This window comes from Streptomyces sp. NPDC041205 (genome assembly GCF_055591765.1).
This window is the reverse complement of record NZ_JBVIZH010000013.1, coordinates 125,181-140,342: the sequence shown is the minus strand read 5'-3', so window position 1 is coordinate 140,342 and position 15,162 is coordinate 125,181. Positions and strand designations below refer to the sequence as shown.

15 protein-coding genes are annotated in these 15,162 nt (G+C 72.3%); 11 read left to right on the top strand and 4 right to left on the bottom strand.

What is annotated here, in order from left to right; all coding sequences use genetic code 11:
* Positions 1-31: 31 nt before the first annotated feature.
* Complete coding sequence (locus ACZ6BG_RS36295) at positions 32-547, bottom strand: Asp23/Gls24 family envelope stress response protein (RefSeq protein ID WP_469009839.1); 516 nt, start codon at positions 545-547, stop codon at positions 32-34.
* A gap of 335 nt (positions 548-882) precedes the next feature.
* On the opposite strand from ACZ6BG_RS36295, the gene ACZ6BG_RS36290 reads away from it, so the two are divergent.
* From ACZ6BG_RS36290 to ACZ6BG_RS36280, 3 genes are read left to right on the top strand one after another with little or no spacing between them, the layout of a single operon-like run.
* A complete protein-coding gene (locus ACZ6BG_RS36290) occupies positions 883-1,425 on the top strand; it encodes an RNA polymerase sigma factor (protein WP_469009836.1) in 543 nt (180 codons plus the stop codon).
* Complete coding sequence (locus ACZ6BG_RS36285) at positions 1,416-2,150, top strand: hypothetical protein (RefSeq protein ID WP_469009834.1); 735 nt, start codon at positions 1,416-1,418, stop codon at positions 2,148-2,150. Before ACZ6BG_RS36290 ends, ACZ6BG_RS36285 begins: the two co-directional genes overlap by 10 nt.
* Positions 2,147-2,497: an Asp23/Gls24 family envelope stress response protein gene (locus tag ACZ6BG_RS36280; protein ID WP_469009832.1), complete on the top strand. Its 351-nt coding sequence runs from the start codon at positions 2,147-2,149 to the stop codon at positions 2,495-2,497. The genes ACZ6BG_RS36285 and ACZ6BG_RS36280 overlap by 4 nt, the downstream gene beginning before the upstream one ends.
* A gap of 10 nt (positions 2,498-2,507) precedes the next feature.
* Here the strand turns inward: ACZ6BG_RS36280 and ACZ6BG_RS36275 are convergent, their stop codons facing one another.
* Complete coding sequence (locus tag ACZ6BG_RS36275) at positions 2,508-2,993, bottom strand: GNAT family N-acetyltransferase (RefSeq protein WP_469009830.1); 486 nt, start codon at positions 2,991-2,993, stop codon at positions 2,508-2,510.
* A 107-nt stretch (positions 2,994-3,100) separates the two neighbouring features.
* Here ACZ6BG_RS36275 and miaB point away from each other — a divergent pair, with 107 nt between their 5' ends.
* Together miaB and ACZ6BG_RS36265 are read left to right on the top strand one after the other, a co-directional pair.
* Positions 3,101-4,642: a tRNA (N6-isopentenyl adenosine(37)-C2)-methylthiotransferase MiaB gene (gene miaB, locus ACZ6BG_RS36270; protein WP_469009827.1), complete on the top strand. Its 1,542-nt coding sequence runs from the start codon at positions 3,101-3,103 to the stop codon at positions 4,640-4,642.
* Positions 4,643-4,841: 199 nt separating this feature from the next.
* A complete protein-coding gene (locus ACZ6BG_RS36265; protein WP_469009826.1) occupies positions 4,842-5,576 on the top strand; it encodes a class III extradiol dioxygenase subunit B-like domain-containing protein in 735 nt (244 codons plus the stop codon).
* Positions 5,577-5,669: 93 nt separating this feature from the next.
* Here the strand turns inward: ACZ6BG_RS36265 and ACZ6BG_RS36260 are convergent, their stop codons facing one another.
* On the bottom strand, positions 5,670-5,963 hold the full coding sequence (locus tag ACZ6BG_RS36260) for an antitoxin (protein WP_469009824.1): 294 nt from the start codon (positions 5,961-5,963) through the stop codon (positions 5,670-5,672).
* Between the two features lie 25 nt (positions 5,964-5,988).
* The gene (locus tag ACZ6BG_RS36255; RefSeq protein WP_469009822.1) at positions 5,989-6,309 is read right to left on the bottom strand and encodes a hypothetical protein; all 321 of its coding nucleotides are present in this window, start codon (positions 6,307-6,309) and stop codon (positions 5,989-5,991) included.
* Between the two features lie 182 nt (positions 6,310-6,491).
* Between ACZ6BG_RS36255 and miaA the strand changes: the two genes are divergently transcribed.
* The 6 genes from miaA (at position 6,492) to hflX (ending at position 14,982) form a co-directional block, all read left to right on the top strand.
* Positions 6,492-7,430 (top strand): tRNA (adenosine(37)-N6)-dimethylallyltransferase MiaA, encoded by a 939-nt coding sequence (gene miaA, locus ACZ6BG_RS36250; RefSeq protein WP_469009820.1) that lies wholly within the window; start codon positions 6,492-6,494, stop codon positions 7,428-7,430.
* A 107-nt stretch (positions 7,431-7,537) separates the two neighbouring features.
* Complete coding sequence (locus ACZ6BG_RS36245) at positions 7,538-8,053, top strand: hypothetical protein (protein WP_469009956.1); 516 nt, start codon at positions 7,538-7,540, stop codon at positions 8,051-8,053.
* A 187-nt stretch (positions 8,054-8,240) separates the two neighbouring features.
* Positions 8,241-9,134, top strand: coding sequence for a diaminopimelate epimerase (gene dapF, locus ACZ6BG_RS36240; RefSeq protein ID WP_469009817.1), 894 nt, complete (start codon positions 8,241-8,243; stop codon positions 9,132-9,134).
* A 253-nt stretch (positions 9,135-9,387) separates the two neighbouring features.
* Positions 9,388-11,535, top strand: coding sequence for a RelA/SpoT family protein (locus ACZ6BG_RS36235; protein WP_469009814.1), 2,148 nt, complete (start codon positions 9,388-9,390; stop codon positions 11,533-11,535).
* A 159-nt stretch (positions 11,536-11,694) separates the two neighbouring features.
* On the top strand, positions 11,695-13,197 hold the full coding sequence (locus ACZ6BG_RS36230; RefSeq protein ID WP_469009812.1) for a M1 family metallopeptidase: 1,503 nt from the start codon (positions 11,695-11,697) through the stop codon (positions 13,195-13,197).
* Between the two features lie 294 nt (positions 13,198-13,491).
* Positions 13,492-14,982, top strand: coding sequence for a GTPase HflX (gene hflX, locus ACZ6BG_RS36225; protein WP_469009809.1), 1,491 nt, complete (start codon positions 13,492-13,494; stop codon positions 14,980-14,982).
* Positions 14,983-15,162 lie beyond the last annotated feature (180 nt).

Sequence of the window (15,162 nt, the reverse complement as noted above, 5' to 3'; positions counted from 1 at the left end):
ACATCGGAGCCGCCGGGCACGGGGTCGCGCCCTACTCCACGCGGGTCTCCGCGGCGGAGTCACGGTCGTCGTCGGGCAGATGCACGTCGTTGATCGCGACGTTGACCTCGACGACCTCCAGGCCGGTGATGCGCTCCACGGCCGCGATGACGTTCTCGCGCACGTCGTGGGCGACGTCCGTGATGGGCACGCCGTACTCGACGACGATGTCGAGGTCGATCGCCGTCTGACGCTCGCCGACCTCGACCTTCACGCCGCGGCCCACGTTCGGGCGCCCGCCGGGCACACGGTCGCGCACGGCGCCGATGGTGCGGGACAGGCCGCCGCCCATGTCGTGCACTCCGGGGATCTCGCGCGTCGCCATGCCGGCGATCTTGACGACCACGACATCCGCGATCGAGGTCTTGCCGCGCGTCGCCGCCGGCTCGCTCGCGCCGGTGCGGCCCGTGAGGGTGGTGGCTCCCTCGGTGCTCTTCGTGCCGCCGACGAGGTCCTTCTCCGTGCTGCTGGAAGTGGCCGACTTCGAGGTGAGCTCCTGTGTCGCCATATCGGCATCTCCTAGTCGTTGGTCTCGTTGGTCGTGCGGGTCTTCACCGGCCGTGCACGCCGTGCCGACCGTGTTGGTGTGCTGCCCCCGTCGCGCGTTCCGTGTCGTACGACGCTCGCCGCGCCGGACCACTTCGTGTCGCGCCCTTCACCTCCACTGACACGGGTGCCCCGGATCCGTTACGCGCCTCTCGGGAATTTCTTCCCCGGACGGGTAACGTGCCTGCGCCGCGTAACGCGGGCGGCTTGTCGTGTGTCGTAAGAGGACGACCGAAGCGAGAGGAGCCGCGTGTGCCCGGGGACCGGGGCAGAGCGCCGGAGGATACGGATGCGTCGTTGCCGCATGAGGACGCGCTGCTGGTGGTGCGCGCCGCCGAAGGTGACGACGAGGCCTTCGAGGCGCTCGTGCACCGGCACGCGCCCGTCCTGCTGCGCCTGGCCACACGGCTGCTCGGCAGCCCGACAGAGGCGGAGGACGCCGTGCAGGAGGCCTTCGTGAGCGCCTGGCGCAAGCTTCCGGAGTTCCGCGGGGACGCCCGGTTCGGCACCTGGATGCACCGGATCGTCACCAACCGCTGTCTCAACGTGCTGCGTTCGCGGCAGCCGGTGACGGCCCTGGACAGCGTTCCGGAGCCGCAGGCTCCAGAGCACCAGGTGTCCCCGCCGCGGGCCGCCGAGGCGCACGCCGCCGTTCAGGACCTGTCACGGGCGATAGAGGGGCTCTCACCGGAGCAGCGGGTGTGCTGGGTCCTCAGGGAACTCGACGGCGTGCCCTACGAGTCCATCGCCGAGTCGGTCGGCATCAGCCAGGAGGCGGTCCGAGGCCGCGTCTTCAGGGCCCGGCGCTATCTGACGGAGGCGATGGCCGGATGGCGATGAACGAAGGCGGGGCACCGGGCGAGACGTCGTTCGAGGACGTGCCCGAGGAGGAGATCCTGCCCTGTGGCCGGGAACTCGCGCAGGTGTGGGAGCGGGCGGAGACGGGCGAGCCGGATCCGCACACGGCCGTCTGCCCGTACTGTGCCGACGCGCTGCGGGCGCTGCGGTCCCTCGAGGACGTCGTCGCCCGGGCACGCGACGACGAGCCCCAGGAGCGCGTGTGGGACACCGCCGCGCTCGCCGGCCGCGTCATGGACGTCGTACGCCTCGAACTGCGGCCGGGACGCACCCTCCCGCTGGGGGAGGCCGACGAGGACGCGTGGATCGTGGAGGCGGCGGCCGCGCGGACGTTCCGGGCCGCCGTGGACTCCCTGCCGGGCGTCCGCGCGGGCAGCTGCCGCATAGAGGCCGACCCCCAGGACACCGGCCGCCCGGCCTCGGCCCCGCCCCCGGGGCGGCTGCCGCGCGGACCGGCCAGGGTCCGTATCGAAGTGCAGGTGGGCCTCTCCTGGAACCTGCAGCTCGTCGCGGACGAGGTGCGCGCCCGGATCGTCGCGGCCGCGGATCGCGAGCTGGGCATGCGGGTCGCGGCGGTCGACGTGGTGATCGCCGACCTGCTCGAAGACGCGGACACGGACGTCGACACACACGCGGGCACACACGCGGGCACGGACGCGGGCCGGGGCACGGACCGGGGCGCGGGCATCGAAGGGCGGCAGGGATGACGCAACAGCAGGCTCCGGGCGCACTCGCGGACGTCGTCGGCACCGCCGTCCTCGCCACCCGTGGCGTGGCTTTCCTGCGCCCCGGCCTCGCCGAGCTCCTGCGCACCTCCGTGGGCCTGGGAGCGGGCCGTGGCACGTCCGGGGCAGGCGGGGTGTCCGGAGTGCGCGTGGAGCGCAGGAAGGGCTCCCAGGGGCTGGACATCGAGGTGTATGTGGTGTTGAGCCGGGGGCACCGCGCCCTGGACGTGACCCGCGCGGTGCGCTCGGCGGTCGTGGCGGCCCTGGAAGAGCAGGCGCCGCATGCGGCTTCCGCGCGGGTCAAGGTGACGGTGACCGGGGTCGTGTAGCGGCGCGAGGTCAGCGGGCCGCGTAGTTGACCCTCCCGAAGGGCCACCGCGCGGCCAGCCACGCGCTCACGGCCGCGTACAGGGGGGCGTCGAGACCGGCCCGGTCGGCCCGGACCCAGGACCGGACGTCGGCGTCGAAATCGTCGGCTCCGGAGGCGTCGGTACGCGAGTCGTCGACATGGGGCGGATAGATGTAGAGGCACCCGATGACCTCGCCGCTCGCCGTCTCGATCACGGTGTACGTGAACCCGCCGCGCCGGGCGAAGTCCTCCGCGTGCTCGCACAGGTCGCGAAGGTTCTCCTCCGGCGTCATCCCGGCCACCGGGGGCCAGCTCCGGCCCTGGAAGCCCGGGGTGGCACGGATGTGCTCGATGCTGCCGGTCCAGGCGGCGAGGTCCTCGGTGTTGTGCTGGGCACCCAGGGGTTCCAGGCGGAACTCCGGGGTGACCAGCTCCAAGGGGACGGCGAAGTCGTCGGGGACGAAGGAAGAACTCATGAGCCGAAGCTATGGGGACCGCCCCGCGGACCGCACCCGAATTGGGCGGGGCGAGGCGGGGACCAGGTGGTGAGAGCCCACTGTCGCTGCCCCCGTACCCTTGAGGGATGACCAGCAGCAGTGTCCGGACCGGAGCAGTGGACGAAGCAGTGGACGAAGCGGCCGTCGCGCGAAGCTACGAGATCCGCACCTACGGGTGCCAGATGAACGTCCACGACTCCGAACGCCTCTCCGGCCTCCTGGAGAACGCCGGTTACGTGCGCGCTCCGGAGGGCTCCGACGGCGACGCGGACGTGGTGGTCTTCAACACGTGCGCGGTCCGTGAGAACGCCGACAACCGCCTGTACGGCAACCTCGGCCGCCTCGCTCCCCGCAAGACCCAGCGCCCCGGCATGCAGATCGCCGTCGGCGGCTGCCTGGCCCAGAAGGACCGCGACACCATCGTCAAGAAGGCGCCCTGGGTGGACGTGGTCTTCGGCACGCACAACATCGGCAAGCTGCCGGTCCTCCTGGAGCGCGCCCGCGTGCAGGAAGAGGCACAGGTCGAGATCGCCGAGTCCCTGGAGGCGTTCCCGTCGACCCTGCCCACGCGCCGCGAGAGCGCGTACGCGGCATGGGTGTCGATCTCCGTGGGGTGCAACAACACCTGCACCTTCTGCATCGTGCCCGCCCTGCGGGGCAAGGAGAAGGACCGCAGGACCGGCGACATCCTCGCCGAGATCGAGGCGCTCGTCGGCGAGGGCGTCTCGGAGATCACGCTGCTCGGCCAGAACGTGAACGCGTACGGCTCCGACATCGGCGACCGCGAGGCCTTCAGCAAGCTGCTGCGCGCCTGCGGGCGGATCGAGGGCCTGGAGCGGGTGCGCTTCACCTCCCCGCACCCGCGCGACTTCACGGACGACGTGATCGCCGCGATGGCCGAGACGCCGAACGTGATGCCCCAGCTGCACATGCCGCTGCAGTCCGGATCGGACCCCGTCCTGAAGGCGATGCGCCGCTCCTACCGCCAGGACCGCTACCTGGGGATCATCGAGAAGGTCCGCGCCGCCATGCCGGACGCGGCGATCTCCACGGACATCATCGTGGGCTTCCCCGGTGAGACCGAGGAGGACTTCGAGCAGACCATGCACGTGGTCCGCGAGGCCCGCTTCGCCAACGCCTTCACCTTCCAGTACTCCAAGCGCCCCGGGACGCCCGCCGCCGAGATGGACGACCAGATCCCCAAGGAGGTCGTCCAGGCGCGCTACGAACGCCTGGTGGCCCTCCAGGAGGAGATCTCCTGGTCCGAGAACAAGAAGCAGGTCGGCCGCACCCTGGAGCTGATGGTCGCCGAGGGCGAGGGCCGCAAGGACGGCGCCACGCACCGGCTGTCCGGCCGCGCCCCCGACAACCGCCTGGTGCACTTCACCAAGCCCGACACCGAGGTGCGCCCCGGTGACGTGGTGACGGTCGAGGTCACGTACGCGGCGCCGCACCACCTGCTCGCCGAGGGCGCCGTGCTCGACGTCCGGCGCACCCGCGCGGGCGACGCCTGGGAGAAGCGCAACACGGCCGACGCCCCGAAGCCCTCCGGAGTGCTGCTCGGCCTCCCCAAGGTGGGCGTCCCCGAGCCGCTCCCGGCGGCCACGGGCGGCTGCGGCATCGACTGACGCACACGGCTCTCCCGGGGCGGGCCGGGGCGCAAGGCGGCTTCTACGGAGTGCCGCGTTCACTACGGAGGGTGCCTCTCTGGTGGCCCCCGGGGAGCCGCGTTCCCCACGAGGTGCCCCTTTGGCGGCCCCGCCGGAGAGCCGCGTCGGCTGCCTCCTGTCCGCCGCGTCCGTCGGCCGTGTCTGTACGCTGCGGATCATGCTTGTCGCCGCAGCCGTCTGCCCTTGTCCGCCCCTGCTCGTGCCCGAGGTCGCCGCGGGCGCGGCGCCGGAACTGGATGCCGCGCGGGTGGCGTGCACAGACGCGATCGGGGTGCTCGCCGCGTCACGGCCCGACCGGCTCGTCGTCGTGGGCCCCGCGGAGCAGCAGGAGCGTGGACCGCACCCCCAGGGGACGCGCGGTTCGTTCCGGGGCTTCGGTGTGGACCTGGACGTGCGCCTCGGAGGGGCCCCCGTGGACGACAGCGACGGCACGGGCGAGGCCGCGGAGCGTCGGCTTCCGGTGTCGTTGGCCGTCGCCGGTTGGCTGCTCGGACGTACGGAGTGGTCGGCCGCCCCGCTCGAAGGCCTCGGCGTGGGGGAACCTCTCGCGCCCGAGCGGTGTATCCAAGTGGGAGGGGAGATCGCCGCGCGCGCGGACCGGGTGGCGTTGCTGGTGATGGGCGACGCCAGCGCGTGCCGCACGCTCAAGGCGCCCGGCTATCTGGACGAGCGGGCCGCCGGGTTCGACGCGGACGTGGCGCGGGCGCTGGCCGCGGCGGACGCGGCGGCGCTCAGGGCGCTGGACGCGGAGCTGGCGCAGGAGCTGAAGGCCGCGGGCCGGGCGCCCTGGCAGGTGCTCGCGGGCGCGGCCGAGGGCGCGGGCCTGCGCGGCGAGCTGCTCTTCGACGACGCGCCGTACGGGGTGGGCTATCTGGTGGCGGCCTGGTCGTAGGGCGACGCCGCCCCCAGGAAGCCGCCCCCGGACACGCCGACGGCCGTGAAGCCAGTCGCGCTTCACGGCCGTCCGCCGGTTGTGCAGAGCCGCTCAGGAAGCCGAAGGGGGCGTCGGCGGTGACGGAGGCGGGGCGTCGCCGGGGGGAGTGGCGCCGCCGCCCCCGCCCTTGCCGCCGTCCGTCCCGGCGAGGCGGTCCAGGGCGTCCTTGGCCTTGCCCGTCCCCGCCTGGATCTTGTCGCTGTACTTGCCCTTGGTCCTGCGATCGACCACGTCGGCGGCCTTGTGCAGGCCTTGGTCGATCTTGTCCCCGTGCTGCTGCGCGAGGCCCGAGACCTTGTCCTTGGCAGGGGCGAGTCTGTCCTTCAGCTGGTTCAGGAAGCCCACGGATTCGCCTTCCTTCGCGGGGGAGTCACTTGCGGGCGCTCTCACCGGCCTCGTTGTCGGCCGCCTCCTGCGCGGACTGCTGCTTCGGGATCTCCACGCCCTCAGCGGCAGCCGCCTCGGCCGATTCCTCCGTCTCGTCCTCGGCGGCGGCCTTCGTCTCGGACTTGTCCTTGCCCGTGGCGGACGCGGCGGCCTCGGTGCCTTCCTCAGCTTTGTCCTCGGCCTTGGCCTCGGAGGAGGCCTCGGCGTCCTCCGCCTCGGCCGTCAGGGTGGCGGCCGCCGCTTCGGTGGTCGATACCTCGTCCGTGTCCTTGCTCTTCCGGCGAAATCGACTAAAAACGCCCATATCTACTCCATACGTTACTCGTGTGGGCGAAATCCCGCGCCACCCGGTGCGTCCGATTGCGTCGCCCGGGTCACCGATCCTCGAAACCGGCGGCCGGAACCTCGCAACAGGCAACGAACCCGGAGCCGTGCCGTCACGTAGCTCGTTCGGGCACCCGTCGAGCGATTTGCGAGACTGGGGCGGTGAGAAGTGCACCTCCCGCCCCGCGGGTCATCGCCGTCGTCGGGCCCACCGCGGCCGGAAAGTCCGATCTGGGCGTCCACCTCGCCCAGCGTCTCGGCGGCGAAGTCGTCAACGCCGACTCGATGCAGCTGTATCGGGGGATGGACATCGGCACCGCCAAGCTGACGCCCGCCGAGCGCGACGGGGTGCCGCACCACCTCCTGGACGTCTGGGACGTGACGGAGGCGGCGAGCGTGGCCGAGTACCAGAAGCTCGCGCGCGCGGAGATCGACCGGCTGCTCGGCGAGGGCCGCTGGCCGATCCTGGTCGGCGGCTCCGGCCTGTACGTGCGCGGGGCGGTCGACCAACTGGAGTTCCCCGGCACCGACCCCGCCGTCCGCGCCCGCCTGGAGGAGGAGCTGGAGGAGCGCGGCCCCGGCGTGCTGCACGCCCGCCTCGCCGCCGCCGACCCGGACGCGGCCCGCGCGATCCTGCCCGGCAACGGGCGCCGGATCGTGCGCGCCCTCGAGGTCATCGAGATCACGGGCAAGCCGTTCACCGCCAACCTCCCCGGCCACGAGTCCGTGTACGACACCGTGCAGATCGGCGTCGATGTGGCCCGCCCCGAGCTCGACCTGCGCATCGCCACGCGCGTGGACCGCATGTGGGAGGCGGGACTTGTGGACGAAGTGCGCACGCTGGAGGCGCAAGGGCTGCGCGAGGGGCGCACGGCGTCGCGCGCGCTCGGCTACCAACAAGTGCTCGGGGCGCTCGCCGGTGAGTGCACCGAGGACGAGGCGCGCGCCGAGACCGTGCGCGCCACGAAACGCTTCGCGCGCCGACAGGACTCCTGGTTCCGGCGTGATCCACGCGTGCACTGGCTGAGCGGCGCCGTCGCCGACCGCGGGGAACTCCCGGGGAGTGCAATGGCGTTGGTCGAACGAGCGGTCACAGCCTGATCACGTGATGGCATCGGGACGCTCCGCCGGTCATCGAGGCAGCTGACGGCGTGCCATCATCGACCATCGATCGACCAGTGGAGTCCGAAGTGGGAGGGCGCGTGGCGATGGAGGCCGGCCCTCGTGACACCGCACATGACGGCGAGCGGCACACCGCACACGACGGTGCGGAGCACACCGCGCACAACGGCGCGCGGCTCAGCCCGGACGGACCGGACAGCCCCGGGACCACCGCGAGCGGCATGACCGACGACGGCCCCACCGAAGAGGAGCTGGCGACGGAGCCCGAGGTCGAGGTCGAGCTGCGGCCGCAGCGCAGGCTGCGCATCTGGCAGCTCGCGCCGATCGTGATCCTCGCCGCCGTCGGCTCCCTGATGTTCGCCTTCCCGCTTGCCTTCGAGTTCGGCGACGGCGGCGCCGTCGTCGCGATGCTGGGGCTGCTCATCAGCTCCTGCGCCGCGGGCTGGGGCATGATGGCCGCCCGCCGCGTGGGTCACACCTGGCCGGGGCTGCCGGAGCGCGGCTCCGGGCGCAGGCCGGACTGGCGCGTGGTGTCCGCGTACACGCTGGTCGTCGGGGTCGTCGCGGTGCTCGCGGTGTGGCGGGTGGCCCGGCTTCGCTGACGTCCCCCGACGGCCCAGGCTTGTGGGGTGACTGGAGGCGCGCCGCGCCTGCGGGGCAGCTGGTCATACGCGGCACGGTTCGGCCACCCCCTCGACAGGATCGGCGCCTGACGCCGCACCCAGGACGCCGCCCCCCCACGTGGGCGGCACCCGACAGGCTGTCGTACCCACCCCGTACGATCGAGGGATGAGCACGCCGATCGCCTTCCTCAAGGGGCACGGGACCGAGAACGACTTCGTGATCGTCCCCGACGCCGCCAACGCCATCGAGCTGTCCCCGGCCGCCGTCGCCGCCCTGTGCGACCGCCGAGCGGGCATCGGCGGCGACGGCCTGCTGCACGTCGTGCGCTCCGCCGCCCACCCGGACGCGCGGCACCTGGCCGACGAGGCCGAGTGGTTCATGGACTACCGCAACGGCGACGGCTCGGTCGCCGAGATGTGCGGCAACGGCGTGCGCGTCTTCGCCCGCTACCTCGAGCGCGCCGGGCTCGTCGGCGAGGGTGACCTGGCCGTCGCGACCCGCGGCGGCGTCAAGCGCGTGCACATCGCCAAGCCCGCCGAGGACGGCGCCCCCGGCGACATCACCGTCGCCATGGGCAAGGCCGTGCTCCCCGAAGGCGACGTCACGATCTCCGTGGGCGAGCACCAGTGGCCCGCGCGCAACGTGAACATGGGCAACCCGCACGCGGTCGCCTTCGTCGCCGACCTGGCGCACGCGGGCCGCCTCCTGGACCCGCCGCCCTTCAGCCCGGCCACGGCCTACCCGCACGGTGTGAACGTGGAGTTCGTGGTCGACCGCGGCCCGCGCCACGTCGCCATGCGCGTGTACGAGCGCGGCGCGGGCGAGACCCGCTCGTGCGGTACGGGCGCCTGCGCGGTGGCCGTCGCGGCGGCGCGCAGGGACGGCCTGGACCCCGCCGTGACCGGCGCCCCCGTGGCGTACACCGTGGATGTGCTCGGCGGGCGCCTGGTCATCACCGAGCGGCCGGACGGCGAGATCGAGAAGACGGGCCCCGCCGTGATCGTGGCCGAGGGCGAGATCGACGCCGACTGGCTGGCGGCGGCCGTAGCGGCGGCCTGAATGGCGCGCTCGGCCGCACGGCGCACACGCGACCACGGGCGGCCCGCCCGGCCGCGCGCCCGCGCCGCGGTCGAAACCGCGCTCGTCCCGGTCGAAACGACACTCCACAGAACTGTCGCTCGAATGGGTGATCCGTTTCACGCTCGGCGAGAGCGGGTCAGCACCACGTGTTGGGCTCGATAGCATCAAGCACCGGCCCGGACGGAGCAGGCTGCCGTCCGCTCACCGCCGGTCGGAGCTGCCGGAGGTGCCCATGAGTGCGGAGGCGACGAATCCCGCGACGCCCGGCCCGACGACGCCCTCGACCCAGCGAAGGCGCTCCCGCCCCCGCCTCGACCTGCGCAGACTCGGCCGCGCCGCACTCCTTGGCCCCGCCACGAGGGACCGCCTCCCGGACGCCATCGGCCATGTGGCCGAGGCTCACCGCGGCCACCACCCGGACGCCGACCTGGAGCCCCTGCGCCGTGCCTACGTCCTCGCGGAGTCCTCGCACCGCGGCCAGATGCGCAAGAGCGGTGAGCCGTACATCACACACCCGCTCGCCGTCACGCTGATCCTGGCCCAACTGGGCGCCGAGACCACCACATTGACCGCGTCCCTGCTCCACGACACCGTCGAGGACACGGATGTGACACTCGATCAGGTGCGCGCGGAGTTCGGCGACGACGTCTGCTACCTGGTCGACGGCGTCACCAAACTCGAAAAGGTCGACTACGGAGCCGCCGCCGAACCGGAGACCTTCCGCAAGATGCTGGTCGCCACCGGCAACGACGTCCGCGTCATGGCGATCAAACTGGCCGACCGCCTGCACAACATGCGCACGCTCGGCGTGATGCGCCCCGAGAAGCAGGCCCGCATCGCCAAGGTCACCCGCGACGTCCTCATCCCGCTCGCCGAACGCCTCGGCGTGCAGGCCCTGAAGACGGAGCTGGAGGACCTCGTCTTCGCGATCCTCCACCCCGAGGAGTACGCCGAGGTCAAGGAGCTGATCTCGGCGAAGACGAAGGCCGGGACCGACCCGCTGGCCGACATCTCCGAAGAGGTGCGCGGCGTCCTGCGTGAGGCCGGCATCGCCGCCGAAGTCCTCATCCGGCCACGCCACTTCGTGTCCGTGCACCGCGCGCACCGCAAACGCGGCGAGCTGCGCCCCGCCGACTTCGGCCGCCTGCTCGTCCTCGTGAACGAGGACGCCGACTGCTACGGAGTCCTCGGCGAGCTGCACACCTGCTTCACGCCGGTCGTCTCGGAGTTCAAGGACTTCATCGCCGTACCGAAGTTCAACCTGTACCAGTCGCTGCACACGGCCGTGGCCCGCGGCGACGGCGAAGTCGCCGAAGTCCTCATCCGCACCCACCAGATGCACCGGGTCGCCGAAGCGGGCGTCGTCGCCCTGCACAACCCCTACGCCGGGCCGTCCGAGGAGCAGCCGGCCGACGGCGAGCGCGCCGACCCCACCCGCCCCGGCTGGCTCTCCCGCCTCCTCGACTGGCAGCAGGCCGCACCCGACCCCGACACCTTCTGGTCGACGCTCCGCGAGGACCTGGCCCAGGACCGCGAGATCGCCGTCTACCGCACCGACGGCGGCACGCTCGGCCTGCCCGCGGGCGCCAGCTGCGTCGACGCCGCCTACGCACAGTACGGCGAGGACGCCCACGCCTGCATCGGCGCGCGCGTCAACGGCCGCCTGGCCACGCTCAGCACGGTCCTGCGCGACGGCGACACCGTGCAGTTGCTCATGGGCCAGGACCTGACGTCGGGGCCCTCACGCGACTGGCTCGACCACGCGCGCACGCCCGCCGCGCGCATCGCCATCCGGCGCTGGCTCACCACGCACCCGGCGCCCGCCCCCGTCCCGCCCGCGCAGGCCGACCCGGCGCCCCCGGCCCCCGTGACGGTGCCTGCCGCCGCACCGCGGCCGCAGGTCTCCGCGGCCCTGCGCCCGGTGGCGGAGAACGTCGTCGCCGACCGCGAGGGCGCCACCGTACGGCTCGCGGGCTGTTGCACTCCGGTCCCGCCCGACGAGATCACCGGATTCGCGGTACGCGGCGGCGTCGTCACCGTCCACCGCGTCACCTGTCCCGCGGTGGCGCGCATGACACAGGTGGGGCGCCCGGAGGTCGGCGTGCGCTGGGGGGACGCCACGGAGTGCCGGGTCACCCTGGTCGCCGAGTCGTTCGGCCGGGCGCACCTCCTGGCCGACCTCACCGAAGCCATCGCCCTCGAAGGCGCCGCGATCATCTCGGCGACCGTCGAACCACCGAGTCAACAGCGCGTACGCCACACGTACACGCTCCAACTCCCCGACGCCGCGCACCTTCCGGGCCTGATGCGCGCCATGCGCAATGTGCCCGGGGTGTACGACGTGGCCCGCGCGCAGCACCGGGCGGCAGCGGCGCCCTGAGGCCGCTCCTCGGGGACCTGGCGCCGCGCTCCCCGCTGAGCCTGGCGGCGCTCTTCGGTGAGCCCGACGGCGCTCCTCGGTGAAACGGCGCCGACTCGTTCGGGTGGGCCCGTCGCGTGCCGTCCCGACGCGGAAGGCATGCGCTGGTAGCCGTAGTTCATGCTCCTCACCCCGCGCACCAAGGCGTCCCGGCCGAAGACGGTCCGGATCGCCGTCGCCGTCCTCGCCGCCACCACCTCCGCCGCCCTGCTCGCCGCGAGCGCCCCGCAGCCCGCAGCCCCGCTCGGCATCGGCGACCGGCTCTTCCCCCACCTCGGCAACCCCGGGTACGACGTGACGTCGTACGACATCGCTTTCACCTATCACGGGGACAACAGCAAGCCCCTGGACGCGCTCACGAAGATCGACGCGCGGGTGACGGCCCCGCTGGAACGCGTCAACCTCGACTTCACCCACGGCAAGGTCCGCTCCGTCGAGGTGAACGGCGCCCCCGCCGACTTCAGCGCCGCCGGCGAGGACCTGGTCGTCACGCCCCACGCGCGCGTGCAGCCCGGCGAGCGCCTGCGGATCGCCGTGCGGCACACCAGCGACCCGGTGTCCGGCGACGTCGAGGGCGGCTGGGTGCGCACCAGCGACGGGCTCGCGATGGCCAACCAGGCGGACGTCGCGCACCGTGTGTTCCCGTGCAACGACCACCCCGCCGACAAGGCACAGTTCACCTTCCGTGTCACCGCCCCCAAGGGCCTCACCGCCGTCGCCAACGGCCTGCCCCTGGCCGAGGAACGCCGCGCGGACACCACCACGTGGGCGTACCGCACCCGGCACCCGATGGCGACCGAACTGGCCCAGGTGTCCATCGGCCGCTCCACCGTGCTGCACCGCACCGGCCCCTACCGCCTCCCCGTACGGGACGTCGTGCCCACGAAGGACCGCAAGGCGCTGGAACCCTGGCTGAAGAAGACCCCCGACCAGATCTCCTGGATGGAGGACAAGGTCGGCCGCTATCCGTTCGAGACGTACGGGGTGCTCGTCGCCGACGCCCGTACCGGCTTCGAGCTGGAGACGCAGACGCTGTCACTCTTCGAGAAGGAACTGTTCACACGGCCCGAGTTCCCCGAGTGGTACGTGGAATCGATCATGGTGCACGAGCTGGCGCACCAGTGGTTCGGCGACAGCGTGAGTCCCGGCACCTGGTCCGACCTGTGGCTGAACGAGGGGCACGCCAGCTGGTACGAGGCCCTGTACGCACAGGAGAAGGCGCGCCAGCCCCTGGAGAAGCGGATGCGGTACGCCTACCGGCTCTCCGACAGCTGGCGCGCGGCGGGCGGCCCTCCGGCCGCGCCCAAGGGGCCCCGGCCGGGGGAGAAGATCAGCATCTTCCGGCCCGTCGTGTACGACGGCAGCGCGCTGGTGCTCTACGCGCTGCGCCAGGAGATCGGGCGGCCCGCCTTCGAGGCCGTGGAGCGGGCCTGGGTGCACACCTACCGCGACGCGAACGCGACCACCGCCGACTTCGTGCGGCTCGCCTCCGAGGTCTCCGGCCGCGACCTCGACGCGTTCTTCGACGCCTGGCTGTACGGGGCGAAGACGCCGCCGATGCCCGGGCACCCCGACTGGACGTCGATGCCGCCGGAGAAGAAGGCCGCGTCCGACAAGAAGTAGGACCGGGGCCTCGTTCCGGGAGGGCCGGAACCCGGCACGAATACTCGGGTGACGAGACGGGTCGTACCGTGCGACCATCTTCAGGTCGACGGCGCGGCCCGTCCGGGAGATCCCCTCGGGGACATCTCAGGGGCGGACCCGGCTGCTCCGGGGAATCTCCGGGGGGCCGTGAGCGTTGTCGAACATGACGGGTGGCGCTGTGGCACGCGGTGCGAGCTGCACACGCGGTGCGGCAGGGTGAAGGATGCCCCCAGGCGCTCTCCGTATCGGATTCCCATCGACGTAAAGGACCCAATGACCTCCTCTTCTTCCCCTTCCCAGGACGCACAGAGCTTCGCGCAGAACTACCCCGAAGGTCTTCGGGCCGATGCCCTGATGGAAGAGGACGTCGCCTGGAGCCACGAGATCGACGGAGAGCGGGACGGCGAGCAGTTCGACCGCTCCGAGCGCGCGGCCCTGCGCCGCGTCGCCGGCCTCTCCACCGAGCTCGAGGACGTCACCGAGGTCGAGTACCGACAGCTCCGCCTGGAGCGCGTCGTCCTCGTGGGCGTCTGGACCTCCGGAACGGTTCACGACGCGGAGAACTCCCTCGCCGAGCTGGCCGCTCTCGCGGAGACCGCGGGCGCGCTCGTGCTCGACGGCGTCGTCCAGCGCCGCGACAAGCCCGACCCGGCGACGTACATCGGCTCCGGCAAGGCCCTGGAGCTGCGTGACATCGTCCTCGAGACCGGAGCGGACACCGTCGTGTGCGACGGTGAGCTCAGCCCCGGCCAGCTCATCCACCTCGAAGACGTCGTCAAGGTCAAGGTGGTCGACCGGACCGCCCTGATCCTCGACATCTTCGCCCAGCACGCCAAGTCCCGAGAGGGCAAGGCGCAGGTCGCCCTCGCGCAGATGCAGTACATGCTGCCGAGGCTCCGCGGCTGGGGTCAGTCACTCTCCCGTCAGATGGGTGGCGGCGGCGGTGGCGGCATGGCCACCCGCGGTCCCGGTGAGACCAAGATCGAGACGGACCGGCGACGGATCCGCGAGAAGATGGCGAAGATGCGCCGGGAGATCGCGGAGATGAAGACGGGCCGCGACATCAAGCGCCAGGAGCGCAAGCGCAACAAGGTGCCCTCGGTCGCCATCGCCGGGTACACGAACGCGGGCAAGTCCTCCCTGCTCAACCGCCTCACCGGCGCGGGTGTGCTGGTGGAGAACGCCCTGTTCGCCACCCTCGACCCGACGGTCCGCAGGGCGGAGACGCCCAGCGGCCGGCTGTACACCCTGGCCGACACGGTCGGCTTCGTCCGGCACCTGCCGCACCACCTCGTGGAGGCGTTCCGCTCCACCATGGAGGAGGTCGGCGAGTCCGACCTGATCCTGCACGTGGTGGACGGCTCGCACCCCGCGCCGGAGGAGCAGCTCGCCGCCGTGCGCGAGGTCATCCGGGACGTGGGCGCGACGGACGTGCCGGAGATCGTGGTGATCAACAAGGCGGACGCGGCCGACCCGCTGGTCCTCCAGCGGCTGCTGCGCCAGCAGAAGCACGCGATCGCCGTGTCCGCGCGCACCGGGGCCGGTATCGAGGAACTGCTCGCGCTCATCGACGCCGAACTGCCGCGGCCCGAGGTCGAGATCGAGGCCCTCGTGCCGTACACCCACGGCAACCTCGTGTCGCGCACGCACGCCGACGGCGAAGTGCTCTCCGAGGAACACACTCCCGAGGGCACGCTGCTCAAGGCACGGGTGCACGAGGAACTCGCGGCGGAACTCGCGCCGTACGTTCCCGCGGCGCACTGACCGGACGCGGCGGTTCCGCGCGCTGACGCGGGACTCGTACGCGCACCACACGGTGAAGGCCCCGCCCCCTCTCGTAGGGGGGCGGGGCCTTCACCGTGAAAGCTCCAGGTCACCGGGACCTTGAGTGCCGAAGAGTCACCGGGACCTTGGCCGCCGACGGGTCACCAGGACCTTGCCGCC

Bases quoted from the DNA above. Each gene is read 5' to 3' on its own strand.
- ACZ6BG_RS36295 (WP_469009839.1), bottom strand. From the start codon at position 547: ATGGCGACACAGGAGCTCACCTCGAAGTCGGCCACTTCCAGCAGCACG.
- ACZ6BG_RS36285 (WP_469009834.1), top strand. From the start codon at position 1,416: ATGGCGATGAACGAAGGCGGGGCACCGGGCGAGACGTCGTTCGAGGAC.
- ACZ6BG_RS36280 (WP_469009832.1), top strand. From the start codon at position 2,147: ATGACGCAACAGCAGGCTCCGGGCGCACTCGCGGACGTCGTCGGCACC.
- ACZ6BG_RS36275 (WP_469009830.1), bottom strand. From the start codon at position 2,993: ATGAGTTCTTCCTTCGTCCCCGACGACTTCGCCGTCCCCTTGGAGCTG.
- miaB (WP_469009827.1), top strand. From the start codon at position 3,101: ATGACCAGCAGCAGTGTCCGGACCGGAGCAGTGGACGAAGCAGTGGAC.
- ACZ6BG_RS36265 (WP_469009826.1), top strand. From the start codon at position 4,842: ATGCTTGTCGCCGCAGCCGTCTGCCCTTGTCCGCCCCTGCTCGTGCCC.
- ACZ6BG_RS36255 (WP_469009822.1), bottom strand. From the start codon at position 6,309: ATGGGCGTTTTTAGTCGATTTCGCCGGAAGAGCAAGGACACGGACGAG.
- ACZ6BG_RS36245 (WP_469009956.1), top strand. From the start codon at position 7,538: ATGGAGGCCGGCCCTCGTGACACCGCACATGACGGCGAGCGGCACACC.
- dapF (WP_469009817.1), top strand. From the start codon at position 8,241: ATGAGCACGCCGATCGCCTTCCTCAAGGGGCACGGGACCGAGAACGAC.
- ACZ6BG_RS36235 (WP_469009814.1), top strand. From the start codon at position 9,388: ATGAGTGCGGAGGCGACGAATCCCGCGACGCCCGGCCCGACGACGCCC.
- ACZ6BG_RS36230 (WP_469009812.1), top strand. From the start codon at position 11,695: ATGCTCCTCACCCCGCGCACCAAGGCGTCCCGGCCGAAGACGGTCCGG.
- hflX (WP_469009809.1), top strand. From the start codon at position 13,492: ATGACCTCCTCTTCTTCCCCTTCCCAGGACGCACAGAGCTTCGCGCAG.